The organism is Picosynechococcus sp. PCC 7002 (genome assembly GCF_963860125.1).
GTDB lineage: Bacteria > Cyanobacteriota > Cyanobacteriia > Cyanobacteriales > MRBY01 > MRBY01.
Genome location: NZ_CAWLFA010000001.1, coordinates 2,926,805 through 2,946,519 on the forward strand (window position 1 = coordinate 2,926,805; position 19,715 = coordinate 2,946,519).

Sequence of the window (19,715 nt, forward strand, 5' to 3'; positions counted from 1 at the left end):
AGGAAGGCGGGCGATCAGCGGGATTGTTATGGGGTTTTTGAAAAGCTGGTGCGGCGTGGTGTATTTCCGCAGACCATTGCGGAGCTAGATCAGGAGACTAAATCTGAAGAGTAGGCTGCTGAGGTTGGAGAATTCTGGATAGGGTCTTAAAGTATTTTTTTGTTATCTGAATCGTATTTCGCCTTCTGCCGTCGCCACTTATCGGAATATGAATAAGTAGAAATTTATCTCTTAGAGAAAACTGCTTTATGCGAAAGAAATATCAACTAAATTGATATCTTATCTTAATTTTATGTAGCCAACTGGACAACTTAAAGTTCCAGCACCACTATCTAAGAGAGGAGGAAATGGGCCAACTACGGTAGGGTCCTCTTCTTCACAAATAATTAAAGGGACTCTGGCTATTGCTAAAGAAGTTACGCCTGCCGAATAATCTTTCACCGTGGCCGGATCTTTTGGTGTTGCACCATATGCAGCACCTGTTTGATAATTGACAAGTGAGCCTGCATTACCGTAGCTAAAATTATTTGTCTCTATAATTGTAGTCACACCTAAGTTAAGAATATCTGGTGAGAAAGTACTTTTTTCTGCATAATAGGCTTGCTGGCCACGATTAAGCACCGATAAAGTTGTTTTTGCTTCAGATTGTCGTGCTTTCGCTGCCATACTAAACATTACAGGTAGAGAAATTGCTGATAAGATGCCAATGATAATCATAACGACGAGTAATTCAATCAAGGTAAATCCTTGATTATTTCTCTTACTATAGTGTATTAACCAAACACAAATCGCTTTGTAACTGGACATATTAAGTATATCTTTAGCTTCATGAATTTAATCTAAGGTATGTATTGAATCAATTAAAAAGCACCCCCAAGTAAATCAAGAAGGTGCTTTTTCTATCATAGAGTTTCGCTGAAGGGATAAGAATAGTTACTACTCGTGATTTACGCAGATCTCACTGCAGCAAAATGTCTAAAGCTGATTTCCAGCATCACAGCCTAATCCATCGGCGAAAGAATAACTCATGTCTTGATCATCATCTTGTGGAGCAGTTTCTTCACAAATTACAGTAACAGTAGTTGCATTGCCTTCTGAATCTTCAGTGGCTCCAGTGGCTCCATCATAGTCACGAACTGCGGCAGTATCTTTTGCACGAGCACCAATCCCTGCCGTTTCTGTGAAGTCAGTTCCCTCTAAGTTGTTAAAGTTAAAGGCAAATTCACCGTTTCCAGTAGTAGCACTTCCATCATCACCGTAAGCATAATTAGTGGTGTCAATTTCGACGCCAAGGGCAAGTAGATCAACTTCTGGAGCGAATTCAGGACTTTCAAGACGATAGGCTTGTTGGCCACGGTTTAGTGCGCCAAGGGTTTGTTTTGCTTCAGATTGTTTCGCTTTAGCAGCCTGGTTCAAGAATGCAGGTAGGGCGATAGCAGACAGAATACCGATGATGATGATTACAACGAGCAGTTCAATCAGGGTAAAACCTTTGTCAGCTTTCTTCTTGTTGAGTTGTTGCAGAAGCTTAAAAGTGAAATTTTTCATTTGGGGGCATCTCCTTATCCCGGCTTCAACCGGAATTATGTATCCGTTAACCCTAAATTACCCACCCACTTTCTTTTCCTATCACCCCCCCACAAAATCCTCCCTTGACGGAGGGTGCCATTCTCCCATTGCGGGGAGTTAGAGAGGTGTTCTCAGTAGGTTGCTGGTTAACACTCCCCTAACCCCTCTCAAGAGGGGAACAGTTGGCCGGTGTTCCGGAAAGTTCTAAAAATCCTCCCTTGAGGGAGGTGGTCGAAGACCGGAGGGTGGTATCCCTAGAGGGCTGTCCCAAAAAAAAGTAGAACGTAAGATTAAAAGAAAAACCATCCTTCCTATGCGCCGTAACATCCTGCCCTACAACAAACATCTCGTCGGACGCGCCCGCCAACTCCGCAAAACTATGACCAAAGGCGAAATAATCCTCTGGCAACACCTCCGCAAAAAACAAATCCTTGGTGTCAGCTTTCTGCGCCAACGCCCCATCGACCAATTTATCGTTGACTTCTATTGCAAGGACTGGATGCTCGCCATCGAAATCGACGGCAGTAGCCACGATAGCCTCGCCGCCCAAGAACGAGACGCTTATCGCCAAGCCAAACTCGAAGCCCTAGGCGTTTCTTTCCTCCGCTTCAGCGAATACGATGCCCAAAATCACCCAGAGGCGATCGCCAAAACTATCAAAACCTGGCTCCTCACCCACCCCCCAAAAAAAGTTCTCCCCTCGTAGGGGAGTTAGAGGGGTGTCCCTAGAGGGGGAAGGTTGTCAGCATTTTGTGATAGCAGCAAAAGTCCGGGTTTTTCAAGCTTTTTCCAGGGCAATGTCAAGCTATAATCTGCCTTGATTCATCTATATACGGTATTTAAACTATGGGTCGCGCAGAAAAAGTTGTCCTCGCCTATTCCGGCGGTGTCGATACATCCGTTTGTATTCCCTATCTCATGCACGAATGGGGTGTCAAGGAAGTAATTACCCTTGCCGCAGATTTAGGACAAGGCGAGGAGCTAGGCCCAATTAAACAAAAAGCCTTAAATTCTGGGGCTGTGGTTTCCCTCGTTGAAGATGGCCGCGAAGAATTTATTACCGATTACGCTTTCCCAGCGATTAAAGCCAATGCCCTCTACGAAAATCGCTATCCCCTCGCCACCGCTTTAGCGCGTCCCCTCATTGCGAAAATGCTCGTCCGGGCCGCCGAAAAATATGGGGCCGATGCCGTTGCCCACGGTTGTACCGCGAAAGGGAATGACCAAGTACGTTTCGACCTGGGGATTTTGGCGCAAAACCCAGAAATCAAAGTGCTCGCCCCAGCGCGGGAATGGGGCATGAGCCGGGAAGAAGCGATTACCTATGGTGAACAATATGGGCTGACCTTCCCCGTGAAAAAATCTTCGCCGTTTAGCATTGATAAAAACCTGCTCGGTCGCAGTATTGAGGCTGGCCCCCTCGAAGATCCGATGTGCGAACCCCCCGAAGAGGTTTTTGAAATGGTGAAAGCTATTTCTGACACCCCCGATGAACCGGAATATTTAGAGATTGGCTTTGAAAAAGGCGTCCCGGTGATGGTGAATGGCGAAGCCCTTGGCCCGGTGGCTTTGATTTCCAAACTGAATGAGATCGTCGGAAACCATGGCATTGGCCGGATCGACATGATCGAAAACCGCGTTGTGGGGATTAAATCCCGTGAAATTTATGAATCTCCGGCGATGTGTGTCCTGGTGGATGCCCACCGCGATTTGGAAAGTTTAACCCTCACCGCCGATGTGACCCAATATAAGCGCGGCATGGAGCAGACTTATTCCGAGTTGATTTATCGGGGTCTGTGGTTCTCGCCCCTGAAGCAAGCCGTGGATGCGTTTATTGAGCAAACTCAGGAACGGGTTACGGGCGTTGTGCGCCTCAAACTCCATAAGGGTACGGCGCGGATTGTTGGCCGTCGTTCTGAAAAATCAATTTACACGCCGGATCTGGCCACTTACGGGGCTGATGACAAGTTTAACCACGAGTCAGCAGAAGGGTTTATTTATATTTGGGGTCTGCCCACCCGTGTTTGGGCTCAGGCAAATAAGTAAACGAACACCCTCCGGTCTTCGACCACCTCCCTCTAGGGACACCCCTCTAGTTCTCCTCAAGGGAACACCCCTCTAACTCCCCTATGAGGGGAGAAGGCACCCTCCGCCTTCGGCACCTCCCTCAAGGGAGGATTTTTTTAAGCGGCTTTGCTTCTGGGGAAGATTTATGATGGATAGGATGTAGATTATGGGCGATCGCCTGAATGGAAATCACATTTTTAGGAACCAGTTCTGGTGTGCCGACCCGGGCACGCAATGTATCAGGTGTGGCGTTGCGATTACCGCAGCGGGCCGAGGCTTGGCTCTTTGATTGTGGCGAAGGAACCCAGCACCAACTTCTCCGTAGTGATCTTCGTTCGTCCCAAATTAGCCGCATTTTTATTACCCACATGCACGGCGATCATATCTTTGGGCTAATGGGTCTGATCGCCAGCATGGGCCTCGCGGGGACGGGACATCCCTTAGAAATCTATGGCCCCCCTGGTTTAGAAGAATATCTGCGGGCCTGTGAAAAGTATTCCTATATGCGCATTGGCGATCGCCTGCGGGTACATTTAGTCAAACCCGGCTTAGTCTTCGAAGACAAAGAATTTCAAGTGACCTGTTTACCGCTCAAACACCGGGTTACAGCCTTTGGGTATCGGGTGACTGAAAAGGATCGTCCCGGCCGATTTAACTTAGCAAAAGCACAAAAATTAGGGATTCCCCCTGGCCCCATTTATGGCGACCTCAAAAAAGGGAAAGTCGTCACCCTCGACGATGGTCGCAAAATCAACGGTTCAGACCTCTGTGGTCAACCGGAAATTGGCCGAAAAATGGTCTATTGTACCGACACCGTTTTTTGTGAGACGGCGGTGGAGTTAGCCCAGGATGCGGACGTCTTAATTCACGAGGCGACCTTTGCCCACAAGGATGCAGAGATGGCCTTTGATCGCCTCCATTCCACTTCGACGATGGCCGCCCAGGTTGCCCTTTTGGCCCAAGTGAAGCAACTAATCATGACCCACTTTAGCCCCCGTTATATGCCGGGAAATGAGCTGACGTTAGATGATCTTTTGGCTGAGGCCCAGGCGATTTTCCCCAAGACGATCATGGCGAAAGACTTTTTAAGTTATGCGATTCCGCGTCGCAAAGCCCTCGCCAAAAGCCTACATTAGGGTGAGGATGCGGATTTTTGAGAGTTTTTCGGCGGCTAAACCGTCTAATTCTTGCAGTTCTAACCAACCTTCTTTAATGAGTTGAGCGAAGGTAAAGACGAGGCTTTCGGGACTGAAATCGTATTTGCCATCTAGATAATGCCGCCGGGCACTCAAAAAATCATTGAGCTGCCAAAGATCAGCGGGGTCTGCGGCGAGGGTTGCCTGGCGTTTTGCTTCGGCCATCACTGCGGCAATTTCTCGGCGGTAGGATAATTCAAACGCTTCCTTGGCGATTGTTTTTTCTTGCAGTGACCATTGAGTATTCGCAGTGGGCATCGTTAGCATGGGTAAGTAAAAAAGTGAATTTTAAAATAAATATCGTTTTGACTTTAGTAAGTTCAAACTAATGGGCTAGATTATAATAAGTTATGTATCAAAAGCGCAGTCTAAATTCTCATAATTCCGCCATTTGGCGGCGATCGCCGAGACACGAATACCGCTCAAGCGAAGTGCTCACAGGAATTTAAGGTTTTTATTACAATTTTGTTAAGAAACACCGTGATCCGGTAACTGAAACCAAGGTTCATGGGGATGATGATGGTGTTCTTCGTGAAATGTGCCGAAGTGGTAGCAGCTCAAAAATGACCAAATTCGCCACCGAATTGACTGTTTACTGATGCGTTTAGGGGGAGAAGGGCGATCACGGTGGGGCAGATAAGTCCCAAAGAAAAACAGTTGCCAAGAACTGAGAAAAATCGGTAGCAGGCAAAACACAAAAAAATTTTCGTAGGGCACATGGCCCAGCACATTTAACGGTAAGGCGATCACCCCGAAAATTAGCACAAATCCCCAAAACTGCCGCCACGCTAAATATTTCCCCATAAAATGCCAGTACCACAGCAGCGGATGGCGGTGCCGCCCATTGTGAAAGTCCGGGTCTCCGGATTGGGCGGGGTGGCGATGGTGCTTAGCATGGTTGCGAATGCAGTCTTTGTAGGACAAGCAAGCGTACAAGCTGACCCCCCAACGGCCCAGGCGATGGTTCCAACGGGGAGAACTCGGCAACAAATTACCGTGCATGGCGTCGTGGGCCAGGATAAATAAACCTGTGTGGAAAAAAGTTCTCACAAAAATTCCCGCAACAATCCCAGGCCAGGACAGCCCCATTAGCGGATGACTCAACCAATACACAGCACTTCCCAGCCAAGCTGAGAAAATGGCGATCGCCCACAGTAGTCCCAGACCCTCTTCTTGCCGCATCAATTTCAAAATATTGCCTCCAACCACGCCATACTGACAAAAAAACGCCCCAATTGGGACGTTACCTAGGGATGAATTTATTGAGAATTAGGGCAATTCATCCAAGCATTCACTACTTGCGCACAAGGTTGAGCAGTTCTTTCGCAGACGCGAGCAAATCAACGGCCACAAAGAAAATTTTCCCTTCCGGATTGAGGAGGAAGCGCCAAGCCACATTCATGCCTACCGCCGCACCGAACCAGGGCGTTTCACAGGTACCAGTGACTTTAATTTGGGTGTAACCATCATCAGTGGGTTCTACAACCCCTTTCTTCGGGTTGAGCTTCAGATTTTGACATTCCTCTTGGAAGAAACGTAATACGGCATCTTTGCCGACAATCGGACGCTGGAACGGCGGCTGGAGAGCACCATCTTCTGCAAAGAGGCTGATCAATGCCGGAAAATCATTAGCATTGAGGTTGGTCATGTACTGATTAATCGTGGGGTTATCGACACCTTCAATTTCGATTTTTTCCCGCTGTGCAATTTCCGTCGGCACGACAACCGGCTCAGAAACACGCTGATAGCCTTCCATCTTGGCTGGGTCAAAACCCATATCCACAACGGCATTTCTCAAAACCGTAATTTGTTGGCCGGGTTCGAGGCTACGGATCGTATCTAAAACCGCAGAAGCATTGGCAGACAACTTGTAGCCAGCAGGAATTGGCGCAACACTGCCTTCTTCCATCCATTCGCCGAGGCGATACCAGAAACCGAGCTTAATATTTACAGACCAAGTCGCATAGGTGCGGTTAATGGGCGTATCGATGCGGTTCGCCAGATCACACATCACCTGGGCTTGATCCTTAAAAGAGAGCTGCTTGATTTGCAAAAGGGTAGATTCTGCAAACTGCATATTTGCCGCACCAGGAGCAGCAATAGTGATTGACTTACCCATTTCTAGGTAAGCGAACCAAATTAATGCCAGTTGATCCTCTGCACTCAGCTGACTAAACCGAGCGCTGGTAGCCGGCACAACATCCGCAGTTAATGTACTGGGGAAAATGTTTCTTGCTGCATCGAGAGTATAAGGCATACAGATGTGCTCCGTGTTATTTGAGTTTTTGTCCTTGAGTCAAGGTTAACACACAAAAACTTAACAATTGTTTACATCTTGAATAAGAATATGTTGGCGATCGCATTACTTTTGATTAGCCAAAGTGGGAAACTTAGACAAGGCAAGCCTTTTGGATCTCACCGACACTTTCTCAATTATCTAAGGTCAATGTCAAAATTGTTCTATGTTTAGCGCTCAGATTAAAGGGAAGGCAATGGAGAAAATTGTGGCTGGGTACAAGGATCAGCTAACGGATCTGATCCAACGGTATAAAAATCAAGTGGATTTTCTAGCGATTCGCTTGGAGCAGTCAGCGGGGAGCAGTATTGTCTTGCGGTCAAATAAGATCGAGACCCTCAGTGAAAGTACCTCCCTTGGGGGCCAGGTGCGCGTTTGTCACAAGGGCGGTTGGGGGTTTGCGGCCTTTAATAATCTCGAAAATCTGAAGCTTCGCATTGAAGAGGCGATCGCCGCCGCGATTTTAATCGGTGATGATGAAACACTTTTGGCTCCCATTGACCCAATCCAAGCGGTTTGCTCTTTACCCCTAAGCGGAAGCGACCCACGCCACATCCCTTTACAACGGAAAAAAGAATTATGCGATCGCTACAGTGATTTGCTCTTGAGCCAGAGCGGTAAGATTACCAGCACCAGGGTCAGTTACGGCGACAATACCCAGCACATCATCTTGGCGACTTCAGAGGGCACCCTGATCGAACAGTCCTGGGTTGATCTAGAAATGCGTTTTTCCGCCACAGCCCGTGATGGGGAAACGGTGCAAACGGGGCGGGAAACTACTGGATCCCGCAAAGCCTACGAAGATCTAGAAAACCTCGATGAGCAAGTTAAAGGCGCAGCCCAGCGGGCCGTTAACTCATTGACCCTCCCCACAGCCAAAGGCGGCACCTATACCGTTGTCATTGACCCCATTTTGACCGGGCTATTTGTCCACGAAGCCTTTGGGCATCTCTCCGAAGCGGATATGGCCTATGAAAATCCCGATCTTCTCGAAACCATGAGCATGGGCCGACAATTTGGTGGGGAAGATCTCCAGATTTTTGATGGAGCCGCCCCAGTAGGCCATCGCGGCAGTTATCTATATGATGATGAAGGCGTTCCGGCTACCACGACCCAATTGATTCAAGATGGCAAACTTGTGGGCCGCCTCCATTCCCGCGAAACCGCTGGCAAGCTCGATGAAAAACCCACAGGCAACGCCCGCTGTTTGAACTATCACTATCCGCCCATTGTCCGCATGACCAACACCTGGATCGAGCGGGGTAAAACGCCCGTTGCCGACTTACCCACGGACATCAAAGAAGGAGTCTACGCGAAAAACTGGCTCGGCGGCATGACCAATGGCGAAATGTTTACTTTTAGCGCCGGGGAAGCTTGGATGATCCGCGATGGCAAAATTGCTGAACCCGTCAAGGATGTCACCCTCTCTGGCAACGTCTTTAAAACGTTAAAAAATATTGAGGCGATCGCCGACGATTTTTACTGGGACGAATCCGGTGGTTGCGGCAAGGGAGGCCAAAGCGGTTTACCCGTCGGTTGTGGCGGCCCTTCCCTGCGCATCCGTGATGTCGTCGTCGGCTAAACATCCTCCCTAGAGGGAGGTGCCGTAGGCGGAGGGTGCCATTCGTGCCGCTACAACAAAGAATGTTGAATTTTCAAAATGCTTGTGCCAGCATAAAGAGGTTCTACCGGATAAAACCTGCCGGAGAATAGGAGGTGATGCCCATGAATGACAGTAGTAACAACATGGGTCTCACAGTTAAAGTAAATCGGCTGCGTGCCGGGGCTGTTCTCTAAAATTTTGCTTACTCCGTTGAGTAGGTTAAGAGAGTCGGAGTTCCTTCCGGCAGTCAGATTTTAACTAAAGAGACCCGACTAGACCGCCCTTGCTTCGTTATCGTAGAGATAACCCTAGTAAGGGCGGATAGTTTTTTAGAGGAGGTTTTCTCCATGGCAACCCGATTGACCGACACCGAAATCCAAGCACAATTGAGTCAATTTCCTGAATGGTCAAAGGTTGATAACAAAATTCAACGCCGATTTAAGTTCAAAAACTTTATTGAGGCCATTGACTTTGTAAACAAACTCGTCGAACCGGCCGAAGCCGCCGACCATCACCCCGACATCGAGATTTCCTACAACAAAGTCACCGTAAACCTAACCACCCATGACGCTGGCGGCCTTACCCAAAAAGATTTTGATCTCGCCGGAACTTTCGATCAACTGTAAACGTCAAAAGCCGCCAACACCTCAAACAAAACCTTAAGGAAAAACATCTGGGAAGTTTTTAGATTTTCTATCTAGAAGAAAAAAAATAAGCGCAAGCACTCTATCGATTCAAAATCCAGGAGGCTATGCTGTAACATTTCTGACAAAACTTCTCAGGTAACTTTTACTTAATGGATAGGTAAAGGAATCATCAAAAAATTCTTATGACGAATCCATTCCCAATCCAAAATTTTGAGCTAATATGATTGATACAAAGGCCTGATCTGAAATCTCAGAATCTAGTGCCTTAATGTGTGAGGAAAAACAAATGAAAACATCTTTATCTCTCTGGAAGTCTCTATCCATTGCTTCTGCTGCTGTCGGCGTTTCCGTTGCCACTGCTGGCACCGCCCAAGCCCAAGCAAATAACAGCGAACTCCTTAACCAAATCAACACCTACAGCCAAGGTGACATTGCTCAGGTAAACAGCGTTTTCCAACTCAGCGATGTTTCTCCCTCTGACTGGGCTTTTGATGCGCTTCGTAACCTAGTCGAAAACTACAACTGTATTGTTGGGTATCCCGATGGCACCTTCCGTGGTAACCGTCCCCTCAGCCGTTATGAATTTGCGGCTGGTCTGAACGCTTGTTTACAACAAATCGAGCGGATGATTCAAAGTGGTGGTTCTGAAGTAACCCCCGAAGATCTCGCTGCCCTCCGTCGCTTGATCAACGAATTTGAAGCAGAACTCGCTACCCTCGGTGCTCGCGTTGATGACCTTGAAGGTCGCGTTGAATTCCTCGAAGATAATCAATTCTCTACTACCACCAAGCTCAAGGGTGAAGTTGTCTTCGCCATTGGCGACAGTTTTGGTGACGTCAATGCCCTAGACTTTCGTATTGCAGAAGATACTACAATTGACGATGTCGTATTCACCCCTGATTTCTTGAGAGACGGTGTAGCTAGCGGGTTTGGCGGTGCCACCATCGTTGCTAATGACGATGATGATACTCAAACAACCTTCACCGACCGTGTTCGTCTCACCCTTGAAACTAGCTTCACCGGTAAAGATACTTTAATCACTCGCTTGACTGCTGGGAACTCTTCATCTTTCTCCCCCACTGCAGGTGCAGTTGTTGATGATGGTCCTGATCTCGGCTCTGGTGTAGGCTTCCAAACCTTTAACCTCGACACTGGCAACGACGTTGTCATCGACTGGTTGGCCTATTACTTCCCTCTCCGCAGAGCAAATGTTTACCTCGCAGCTTTTGGTGGTCTCCACAGTGACTACACCAGCACAACCTTCGGCGCAACTGGTCTTGAAGACTTCACCGGTGGTAGCGGTTCTCTAACTCAACTCGCTGCATCTAGCCCCATCTACACCATCGGTGGTGGCTCCGGTCTTGGTTTCAACATGCCTCTCGGCCCCGTTGATATCTCCTTGGGCTACCTCGCTGATGAAGCAGCCGATTCCACTGAAAGCAATGGTCTGTTCAACGGTGAATACGGTGCACTAGCACAGATTGCTTTCAACCTCGGCGATCGGGCTGAGTTGGGTGTAACCTACGTCAACAGCTACCACGACAGCGGTGCTATCTATGACTTCGGTGGTGGTTCTGCAGTAAATGGTACAGCTTGGGCGAACGCTCTTGGCTTGTTCGGCACTGAAGCCAATAGCTACGGTGTTCAAGGTAAGTTTGACATTACTGACCGTATTTCCTTAGCCGCTTACGGGATGTACACTGATGCCAAAGTTTCTGGTTCTAGCGACGAGTTCGACATCTGGAGTTATGGTCTTGGTGTAGCCTTCAACGACCTTGGTAAAGAAGGTAACGTTCTTGGTCTCTTTGCTGGTGCTCCTCCTTACCTCGCAGAAGGTGATCTCAAGACTCCTCTGCAAGTTGAAGGTTTCTATAAGTACCAACTCACCGACGGAATCTCCATCACTCCTGGCGTAATCTGGTTGAAGGATGCTGCTCAGGGTGTGCTGGGTGAAGAAGATGCCATCATCGGTACTCTCCGCACTACCTTCACTTTCTAAACCAGTTAACTTTGTTTAGACAGATTTAATTCTCACACTTTTTGATTTTGAGAAAGCCTCACCTCCAGGTGGGGTTTTCTTTTTGGACACCCCCACCCCTCAAGGGGAGAAGACACCCTCCGGCCTGTCGGCCACCTCCCTCTAGGGAGGATTAATGCTTCTCTAATTCCCTTCATACTCTGTTTTTCTAAGGAAGGATATTAGGGGAAGATGGTAAGTGATGTTTATGGAATCAGAATTTGATGAGAATTAGTGTTTTTGGGATGGGGCTAATGGGGACACCGATCGCCCTAAAATTAGCCCAGGAAAATTTTTTGGTGACCGCCTACAACCGGACAGCAGACAAACTGAATCCTCTGGAAGAACAAGGTTTAACGGTAACGACGAATCCCCAAACGGCGATCGCCAACAGTGATTATTTAATTTTGACCCTCAGTGATGCGGCGGCAATCCAAACGGTCTTATTAGAAAACGCAGATACTTTTTTTACAGGGAAAACAATTATCCAGATGGGGACGATTGCTCCAGAAGAAAGTAAGGCGATCGCCGAAGAAGTTCAGCGACGTCAAGGTCAATATTTAGAAGCACCAGTCCTCGGCAGTATTCCCGAAGCAAAAAAGGGAACATTGCTCGTGATGGTCGGGGGCGAAGAAACATTATTCCAAGCCTGTTTGCCAATTTTTAAAACCCTGGGGCAAGACCCGAAATATATTGGGGCAGTAGGTCAAGCAGCAGCCCTGAAATTGGCTTTAAATCAGTTGATTGCGGGCTTAACGGCTAGTTTTTCCCTGAGTTTAGGATTAATTCAACGGGAAAAAGTCGATCTTGATAAATTTATGGGGATTTTGCGAGATAGTGCCCTCTATGCCCCCACCTTTGATAAAAAACTGCCGCGCATGGGCGATCGCACCTTTGCAAATCCCAACTTCCCCACGAAGCATTTACTCAAAGATACTAGGCTCTTTTTAGCAGCAGCAAAAACCGTCGGCCTTGAGACCACGGGGCTAGAAGGCATTCGAGAAATTATCGAGCAGGCGATCGCCTTGAATCTCGCCGAGGCAGACTACTCTGCTATTTATCAAGTGATTAATCCTGGCCCCACACCTTAGCGACCATTTGATTACGGCCACGGGCCTTGGCTTCGTATAGCGCGACATCCGCCAGGGCGACAAATTTTTCTGGATTCGTCGTCACACAGCCTGGTTCAATGGAGGCAACCCCCAAACTGACCGTGACAATCGGCGCTACCAAAGAGCTCTGGTGGGGAATCTGCAAACTGCGGACTTGCTCGATGATATTTTCTCCCAGTAATTGCGCCCCAACACCGGGGGTATCTGGCAAGATGACGATGATCTCTTCGCCACCATAACGGGAAACTAAATCTGTGGGTCGCTTCACTTGGCTGGCGATCGCCTGGGCTACTTCAAACAAACAATGATCCCCAGCCTGGTGACCATAGGTATCATTGTAATTTTTAAAAAAATCCACATCAATGAAAATAATCGAGAGAGGTATTTGATTGCGGAGCATCAGTCGCCATTGACGCTCTAAAACCAAATCAAAAACTCGACGATTCGCCAGTTGGGTCAAAGGATCTAAAGCCGCTAACCGTTGCAATTGCACATTCGTCGCTTCCAAACGTTGGTAAAGCTTTGCCTGATAAATGAGGTGGCGCACCCGTTGGCGCAAAATTGTCCAGTGGATCGGTTTGGTGATGAAATCCGTTGCCCCGGCGGTAAAGGCCTTGGTGACTGATTCGTCATCTTCCCGGGCCGTAATCATCAAGATGGGAGTGCGGGCAATCTTTGTCAGTAGATCTTCTGCTTGTTGGTAGGCCACCAATTCGTGACGAAGCAGAAAAGTTTCCTGGGAAATTTCAGTATTTTTTGCAGGAGAAATTTCAGTGCTAGCTTGGAGTTGTCGAAAGGCATTACAAAATTCCAAGCCATCCATGACCGGCATCATAAAATCCAACAGGATAATATCGGGCATGGTTTTTTGGAATATTTCTAGTCCCTCTTGACCATTGGTTGCTTCAGCGACTGCATAACCTTCTTTTTCCATCCAAAAACGAATCAGGCGACGCGAAATTGGATCGTCATCAATGACAAGAATTAACGGTTGATCATCCTGCATTGAGACAGAATCAGCGGTCATAGATTCTAGGCACAAAAAGAACTATATGGTTATTCTAACGGGTTACTGTCCTAGGCAATCGGCCCTCTGATGTTAATTTGACGACCTTTCAGAGATTTTCAGTATGATCACCTAGATTGCTATTCCTGCTCGATTTGGGTGACGCGGCGCACGTTCAAAGTATCGCTCATGTTTTTAATTTGATTAATGCTGTGGGCCAGTTGTTGGGCATTACGAATTTCAATCCGCAAAGAAATAATCGCTGGTTGGCTGTGGCTCGTTTTGACGTTGGTACTCCGCACGTTGATGTGCTGATCGCTCAGGCGTGACAGGATATCTCGTAGGACTCCCACCCGGTCAATGACTTCAATGCGGAGATCCACAGGGTAGACCGGAGCATGCTTTTGGTCGATGCTGGGATTCCAACTCACAGGAATTAGGCGATCGCCATCGAAGTTTTGCACATTGGCGCAGCTGCGGTGGTGAATGGAAATCCCCTTATGGCTGCGGGTGACAATGCCGATAATCGGTTCGCCGGGCAAGGGGGCACAACAACTGGCGATGGTATAAACCAACCCTTCAATGCCAGCAATGGGGTATTTATGGCTATCTTGGAGGGGCTTGGCCGGTTTCGTCGCTGTGTTTAAAGAAGCTTCTAGTTCCAGTTGGGGGAGATGTTCTTCTTCCTGGTCGCGCACTTGATCCCGCCAGCGGTTCACCACTTGGTTGAGGGTGACTTCGCCGTAACCCAAAGCCGCCAACAGATCCTCGGTATTTTGGTAATTGCACTTGTGAGCAACGGTTTGCATCGCCTCGGATTTGAGGATCGAATCGAGGCCCGTTTTTCCCAGTTCTTTTTCGAGTAAGCTGCGACCCCGTGCTAAGTTTTCATCCCGCCGCGATCGCTTAAACCATTGGCGAATCCTATTTTTGGCACTGGGAGTAACTACATAATTGAGCCAATCGAGGCTGGGGTGGGCATTTTTTTGGGTGATAATTTCGACAATATCGCCATTGCGGAGTTTTTTTTCTAACACCGACCAACGACCATTGATCCGCGCCCCTTTCATGTGGTTCCCCACCTCGGTGTGAATGCGATAGGCGAAGTCGATGGAAGTAGCACCTTTGGCCAGGGCCACCACATCCCCATTGGGGGTAAAGACATACACATCATCTTCAAAGAGATTGTCCTTGAGGTTGTCAATGTATTCTTCAGCATCCTTGAGGTCGCTTTGCCATTCGATCAGTTGCCGCAACCAAGTGAATTTTTCGTCTTCGGAGGTGAAACTAGCAGCGGAATGACCGGCTTCTTTATATTTCCAGTGGGCGGCAATCCCGTATTCGGCGATGTGGTGCATTTCCATGGTGCGAATTTGCACTTCGAGGGGGCGACCATTTAAGCCGACAACGGTGGTGTGGAGGGATTGGTAGCGGTTGGGCTTCGGCAGGCCAATGTAGTCTTTAAAGCGTCCAGGAATCGGTTTAAAGGCATCGTGAATCACCGCCAGGGCGCGGTAACATTCGTCATTGGTTTCGACAATAATCCGAATCCCAGCGATGTCAAAGATTTCATCAAATTCTTTGTGTTGTCGTTGCATCTTGTGATAGATGCTGTAGAGGTGCTTCGGGCGACCTTTAATTTCCCAGACGTGGAGGCCCAGGTGACGCAGGCGATCGCGGATAATTTCAATGGCCTCTTCGAGTTTGGCTTCCCGCTCGGTGCGTTTTTCGGAAATGTGTTTTTGCATCGAACGGTAGGCTTCCCGCTCGAGATACTTAAAACAGAGATCTTCTAGTTCCCACTTAAAACGCCAAATCCCTAAGCGATTGGCCAGGGGCGCAAAGATTTCGCGGGTTTCCAGGGCAATGCGTTCTTGTTTGTCGGGGCGCAGATGTTCGAGGGTGCGCATATTGTGGAGGCGATCGGCGAGTTTCACGACGATCACGCGGATATCCTCGGCCATGGAAAGGAACATCCGCCGGAAATTTTCTGCTTGGCGTTCTGTTTTGCTAGAAAAAGTAAATTTGGTGAGCTTGGTTACCCCTTCGACAAGCTTGCGGGTTTCAGCGCCAAAGCGTTCTTCAATTTCTTCGGGACTGACTTCTGTGTCTTCGACCACATCATGGAGAAATCCCGCCGCAATCATCGCCCCATTTCCGCCTAGATCGAGCAACAATCCTGCTACGGCAATGGGATGGGCAATATAAGGCTCGCCAGATTTACGGGTTTGACCTTCGTGGAGGGCATGGGCAAAGCGAAAGGCTTCACCGATGAGTTGGCGATCGCCTTCGGAGACCCCGACCAATTGCTCTGGCTGATAGAGATAATTTTTCAACCAAGCAGGTAGCGGCACATCAAATTTTTCTGTTTCGGATGCGGCAGTTAATTGAACGGGAGAAGCAGTCATAGAAACACAGGGGAGAAGAAAAACAACAACGACAGCGGACGAGCTTAAAAAGGTTGTAATAGAAGGCGATATTTGGGGCAACCTTAACCCGCATTCCTCGGTCGAAGGGGAAGCGAGGGGCCGACTCCTGAAACCAAAAGGATGAAGCTGGAGACTTGAACAAAAAGCTTAAAACAGAGATTAAATTTGCTTTAAGTATCTTAATTCTTACTTAAAAGTTTAGATTTGCACAAAATATTTTTGGAAAGATTAATTTTGATACAGTTTTGATGGCTTGTTTGTTCTCTAAATTTGCACTATCTACCCGATGAATTTTTCTGCCTATCAACAATTAAAAATCGATTTGCAAACCCTGGCCACAGATTTAACGCCCCTCCAACAGGAATCGGGGGCTTTAGTCCGTCAGGGCCAAGGGTTCCTCAGCTTTTGGGAAACCCAGTTAGCCCCCCTCACTGGGGAACAGCTTCCTGAAAAAATCTATAGCGCTTGGCGATCGCTCCACACGGAATTGTATCGGGGGTTGCGGCTCCTCAATACCGATTTAATCTTTCTCCAGGGCAGCCGCAGCCCCAACACCCAAAGCCAAAAACAACAGCAGATCCAAGCCCGTCTGGCCCAACTCGATCAATACTGCACAGAAATCATTAAGCTTGGCGATCGCCTGACACCGGAAGCGTAAAGTGAAACTCACTGCCCTGGCCTGGGGTACTATCGACCCAGATGCGACCTTGATGGGCTTGGATAATTTGTCGACAGACAGCTAAGCCCAGACCGTAGCCCTCTTGGGTGGCATCTCGCTTAAGACGAAAATGCCCCTCGAAAATTTTTTCCTGTTCCTCCTCTGGGATACCATGGCCCGTATCAATCACACTCACCTGTACCTGTTGGAGGGTGCGATGGAGACCCACAAGCCGCACAAGCCCCCCTTCAGGACTATATTTGATGGCGTTGTCTAGCAAATTGACAATGACCTGCCGGATCAATTCCCGGTCTCCATAAACCTCTGGCAGATCCCGGGGGATATCCAAGACCAATTGAATCGATTTACGTTGAAACCGCTCCTGAATTTGCTCTGTGATTTGTTGGCATAGGGGACTCAGGGCCATCGGCTGGGGCTTAACATCTAATTTGGTCAGCAGTTGCCGTGACTCTTGGAGCAGCTCTGTGATCATCCGGTTCATGATCTGGAGTTGGTTTTTCGCCTGCTGATAAAGCTGCCCCCGCAATCCAACTGTTTTTTCCGTTTCCGGACGTTTTGAGAGGATTTCTAAGGTTTCGATGGCGATGGACGTTCCGGTGAGAGGACTGCGCAAATCATGGGCCAGCATCGCCAAAATCTGATCTTTAAATTCTATCTGCTTGAGGAGAGCTTCTTTTTCCCGTTGCAATTGAAAAATTTCATCGGACAGGCGCATTACTTCCTTAGAATGCTCTGTCTGAGACGCGGCCAAGCGGCGATCGCATCGTTCAACCTCAGCCAATTGGCGATCGCCAAGCTGTTTTCTGAGTGTCGCCACCGTATCCAACCACTGACCCCACCACCGTTCTAGATCCGGCAAAATATTGCTACCTGCAAAGACCTGCAACGGCTCCGGAAAAACCTTGACCAGAGAAGGCGTCGCCACCAAACGATACAATTCCACCAGTTGGGGTTGATCTTTGATATTGATAATTTCCAAAGAAAAATCCGTTTCTTGCCGCAAACGCTCAAGATAATCTTGCACCCGCTTGATCTCACTCCGATGGGCCAAACGCTCATCCGTAAACAACAACAATCGCAGTTGTATATCGGCCGTAACAGGTGAAAGTTGAGATTGATCTTCAGCAGACACAGGCAGTTCAAACAAGACAAATTCGCCCCAAGAAAGTAAGTGATCCACAATCTGTCTACCATGCACAATCTAGGGGAAAAGAACAGTTTATGGTGAGCTTACTCCAAAACCCATTGTAATCCGTAGAGGACCAATTACCCCATGTTCCCAGAGCCTCAAACTTGAGTTAGATGCGGTGCATTGACCAAATCGTTTTAGAATCTAATGGAAATTGACACCGACGCCTCAAAATCGTTCAGCAAGCGACTCTTTTTAAGGAAGGAATACCACTATGGCTTTAGGCTACGTTGCCCTCGTTCTCCATGCCCACCTCCCCTTTGTCCGTCACCCCGAAAGTGATTTTGTCCTTGAAGAAGAGTGGTTATTTGAAGCAATTACCGAAACCTATATCCCTTTGCTTCATGTATTTGAAGGGCTAAAGCAAGATGGGATCGACTTTAAAATTACGATGAGCATGACCCCACCTTTGGTGGCGATGCTCCGGGATCCTCTCCTCCAAGACCGCTACGACGCCCACATGAAGCTGTTAATGGAGCTGGTCGAAAAGGAAATTGTTCATAACAAATACAACGGTCATATTAAATATTTAGCGGAGTATTACCACAAAGAATTTAGCGCCATCCTCGACACCTGGGAACGCTATGACCGGGATCTCGTGACGGCCTTTAAGCAGTTCCAGGACAGTAACAACCTCGAAATCATCACCTGTGGTGCCACCCATGGCTACCTCCCCCTGATGAAGATGTACCCCCAGGCAGTTTGGGCACAATTGCAGGTAGCCTGTGAAAGCTACGAAGAGAATTTTGGGCGTCCCCCCAAGGGCATTTGGTTGCCTGAATGTGCTTATTATGAAGGTTTGGAGCGGATGCTCGCCGATGCGGGACTGCGGTACTTCCTCACCGATGGCCACGGTATTCTCTATGCACGCCCCCGTCCCCGCTATGGTAACTATGCGCCGATTTTCACCGAAACAGGGGTGGCTGCCTTTGGTCGTGATCACGAATCTTCCCAGCAGGTATGGTCATCGAAAGTGGGTTATCCGGGCGATGTCTGTTACCGAGAGTTTTATAAAGATCTCGGTTGGGAAGCGGACTACGAATATATCAAGCCCTACATTATGCCCAACGGCCAGCGGAAAAATACGGGGATCAAGTACCACAAGATCACCAGTCGTGATGGTGGTTTATCCGAAAAAGGCCTTTATGATCCCTACTGGGCAAGGGAGAAAGCGGCAGAACATGCAGGCAACTTCATGTATAACCGGGAGCAACAGATTGGCCGTCTGAATAAGATGATGGGGCGTCACCCGATTGTAGTGTCGCCTTATGATGCGGAATTGTTTGGCCACTGGTGGTACGAAGGCCCCTGGTTCTTGGATTACTTTTTCCGCAAGTCTTGGTACGACCAAGGTACTTACCAGATGACCCACTTGGCAGATTATCTAAAAATGGAGCCGACGCAACAGGTGGCTGTGCCGTCCCAATCGAGTTGGGGATACAAGGGATTCCATGAATATTGGCTCAACCAGACGAATGCTTGGATTTATCCCTATCTCCACAAGGCTGCGGAACGCATGATCGAGCTTTCGACGCGGGAACCAGCCGATGAACTAGAGGAACGGGCCTTGAACCAAGCAGCTAGGGAATTGCTGTTGGCACAGTCATCGGATTGGGCATTTATTATGCGCACAGGTACCATGGTGCCCTACGCGGAACGACGCACAAAGAGTCATGTGTTACGCCTGGAAAAAATCTATGAGGACGTAAAGGTCGGCAAGATTGATGCGGGTTGGCTCGAAAAGATTGAGAAGATGGACAACATTTTCCCGAATATTGATTATCGGGTTTATCGGCCTTTGTAGTTGGAATACCCCTGAAGAAACACCCCTCTAGCTCCCCTCAAGGGGAGAATGGCACCCTCCGGCCTATCGGCCACCTCCCTCAAGGGAGGATTTTTTTTGGA

The 19,715-nt window shown here is 48.3% G+C and carries 17 protein-coding genes and 2 pseudogenes; 11 read left to right on the forward strand and 8 right to left on the reverse strand.

Features of this window, described 5'->3' with window-relative positions:
- Positions 1–27: 27 nt before the first annotated feature.
- Both AACQ84_RS16390 and AACQ84_RS16395 read left to right on the forward strand, forming a co-directional pair.
- Positions 28–114: pseudogene (locus AACQ84_RS16390) on the forward strand (hypothetical protein); the annotation flags it as partial.
- A gap of 17 nt (positions 115–131) precedes the next feature.
- Positions 132–220 (forward strand): annotated as a pseudogene (locus AACQ84_RS16395) (hypothetical protein); the annotation flags it as partial.
- Positions 221–279: 59 nt separating this feature from the next.
- Here the strand turns inward: AACQ84_RS16395 and AACQ84_RS14075 are convergent.
- Both AACQ84_RS14075 and AACQ84_RS14080 read right to left on the reverse strand, forming a co-directional pair.
- Positions 280–807 carry a type IV pilin protein gene (locus AACQ84_RS14075; RefSeq protein WP_012308390.1) on the reverse strand — a complete coding sequence of 176 codons (528 nt, stop codon included), beginning with the start codon at positions 805–807 and terminating at the stop codon, positions 280–282.
- 168 nt (positions 808–975) lie between these two features.
- The gene (locus AACQ84_RS14080) at positions 976–1,548 is read right to left on the reverse strand and encodes a type IV pilin-like G/H family protein (RefSeq protein WP_012308391.1); all 573 of its coding nucleotides are present in this window, start codon (positions 1,546–1,548) and stop codon (positions 976–978) included.
- A 334-nt stretch (positions 1,549–1,882) separates the two neighbouring features.
- On the opposite strand from AACQ84_RS14080, the gene AACQ84_RS14085 reads away from it, so the two are divergent.
- The 3 genes from AACQ84_RS14085 (at position 1,883) to AACQ84_RS14095 (ending at position 4,772) form a co-directional block, all read left to right on the forward strand.
- Entirely contained in the window at positions 1,883–2,275 is a 393-nt protein-coding gene (locus tag AACQ84_RS14085) for an endonuclease domain-containing protein (protein ID WP_012308392.1), read from the forward strand.
- 140 nt (positions 2,276–2,415) lie between these two features.
- Positions 2,416–3,615, forward strand: coding sequence for an argininosuccinate synthase (locus AACQ84_RS14090; RefSeq protein WP_012308393.1), 1,200 nt, complete (start codon positions 2,416–2,418; stop codon positions 3,613–3,615).
- Positions 3,616–3,818: 203 nt separating this feature from the next.
- Positions 3,819–4,772 carry a ribonuclease Z gene (locus AACQ84_RS14095; protein ID WP_012308394.1) on the forward strand — a complete coding sequence of 318 codons (954 nt, stop codon included), beginning with the start codon at positions 3,819–3,821 and terminating at the stop codon, positions 4,770–4,772.
- Here the strand turns inward: AACQ84_RS14095 and AACQ84_RS14100 are convergent.
- From AACQ84_RS14100 to AACQ84_RS14110, 3 genes are all read right to left on the reverse strand, one after another.
- The gene (locus AACQ84_RS14100) at positions 4,764–5,090 is read right to left on the reverse strand and encodes a hypothetical protein (protein WP_041444047.1); all 327 of its coding nucleotides are present in this window, start codon (positions 5,088–5,090) and stop codon (positions 4,764–4,766) included. The genes AACQ84_RS14095 and AACQ84_RS14100 overlap by 9 nt on opposite strands.
- Before the next feature lie 210 nt (positions 5,091–5,300).
- Positions 5,301–6,014 (reverse strand): fatty acid desaturase, encoded by a 714-nt coding sequence (locus AACQ84_RS14105; RefSeq protein ID WP_049761683.1) that lies wholly within the window; start codon positions 6,012–6,014, stop codon positions 5,301–5,303.
- A 112-nt stretch (positions 6,015–6,126) separates the two neighbouring features.
- The gene (locus AACQ84_RS14110; RefSeq protein ID WP_012308397.1) at positions 6,127–7,089 is read right to left on the reverse strand and encodes an orange carotenoid protein N-terminal domain-containing protein; all 963 of its coding nucleotides are present in this window, start codon (positions 7,087–7,089) and stop codon (positions 6,127–6,129) included.
- Positions 7,090–7,324: 235 nt separating this feature from the next.
- Here AACQ84_RS14110 and AACQ84_RS14115 point away from each other — a divergent pair, with 235 nt between their 5' ends.
- The 4 genes from AACQ84_RS14115 (at position 7,325) to AACQ84_RS14130 (ending at position 12,486) form a co-directional block, all read left to right on the forward strand.
- Positions 7,325–8,710 carry a TldD/PmbA family protein gene (locus tag AACQ84_RS14115; protein WP_012308398.1) on the forward strand — a complete coding sequence of 462 codons (1,386 nt, stop codon included), beginning with the start codon at positions 7,325–7,327 and terminating at the stop codon, positions 8,708–8,710.
- 368 nt (positions 8,711–9,078) lie between these two features.
- Positions 9,079–9,357 carry a 4a-hydroxytetrahydrobiopterin dehydratase gene (locus tag AACQ84_RS14120; protein WP_012308399.1) on the forward strand — a complete coding sequence of 93 codons (279 nt, stop codon included), beginning with the start codon at positions 9,079–9,081 and terminating at the stop codon, positions 9,355–9,357.
- A gap of 307 nt (positions 9,358–9,664) precedes the next feature.
- Positions 9,665–11,377 (forward strand): iron uptake porin, encoded by a 1,713-nt coding sequence (locus AACQ84_RS14125; RefSeq protein WP_012308400.1) that lies wholly within the window; start codon positions 9,665–9,667, stop codon positions 11,375–11,377.
- Positions 11,378–11,619: 242 nt separating this feature from the next.
- Complete coding sequence (locus AACQ84_RS14130; RefSeq protein ID WP_012308401.1) at positions 11,620–12,486, forward strand: NAD(P)-dependent oxidoreductase; 867 nt, start codon at positions 11,620–11,622, stop codon at positions 12,484–12,486.
- Here AACQ84_RS14130 and AACQ84_RS14135 read toward each other — a convergent pair.
- A complete protein-coding gene (locus tag AACQ84_RS14135; RefSeq protein ID WP_012308402.1) occupies positions 12,464–13,534 on the reverse strand; it encodes a GGDEF domain-containing response regulator in 1,071 nt (356 codons plus the stop codon). The genes AACQ84_RS14130 and AACQ84_RS14135 overlap by 23 nt on opposite strands.
- A gap of 119 nt (positions 13,535–13,653) precedes the next feature.
- A complete protein-coding gene (locus AACQ84_RS14140) occupies positions 13,654–15,921 on the reverse strand; it encodes a RelA/SpoT family protein (protein ID WP_012308403.1) in 2,268 nt (755 codons plus the stop codon).
- Positions 15,922–16,228: 307 nt separating this feature from the next.
- Here AACQ84_RS14140 and patD point away from each other — a divergent pair, with 307 nt between their 5' ends.
- Positions 16,229–16,600 carry a heterocyst frequency control protein PatD gene (gene patD / locus AACQ84_RS14145; RefSeq protein ID WP_012308404.1) on the forward strand — a complete coding sequence of 124 codons (372 nt, stop codon included), beginning with the start codon at positions 16,229–16,231 and terminating at the stop codon, positions 16,598–16,600.
- Here patD and AACQ84_RS14150 read toward each other — a convergent pair.
- Positions 16,566–17,753 carry a histidine kinase gene (locus AACQ84_RS14150; RefSeq protein WP_012308405.1) on the reverse strand — a complete coding sequence of 396 codons (1,188 nt, stop codon included), beginning with the start codon at positions 17,751–17,753 and terminating at the stop codon, positions 16,566–16,568. The genes patD and AACQ84_RS14150 overlap by 35 nt on opposite strands.
- Before the next feature lie 271 nt (positions 17,754–18,024).
- Between AACQ84_RS14150 and AACQ84_RS14155 the strand changes: the two genes are divergently transcribed.
- Entirely contained in the window at positions 18,025–19,614 is a 1,590-nt protein-coding gene (locus AACQ84_RS14155; RefSeq protein WP_012308406.1) for a glycoside hydrolase family 57 protein, read from the forward strand.
- The last annotated feature ends 101 nt before the right edge of the window (positions 19,615–19,715 follow it).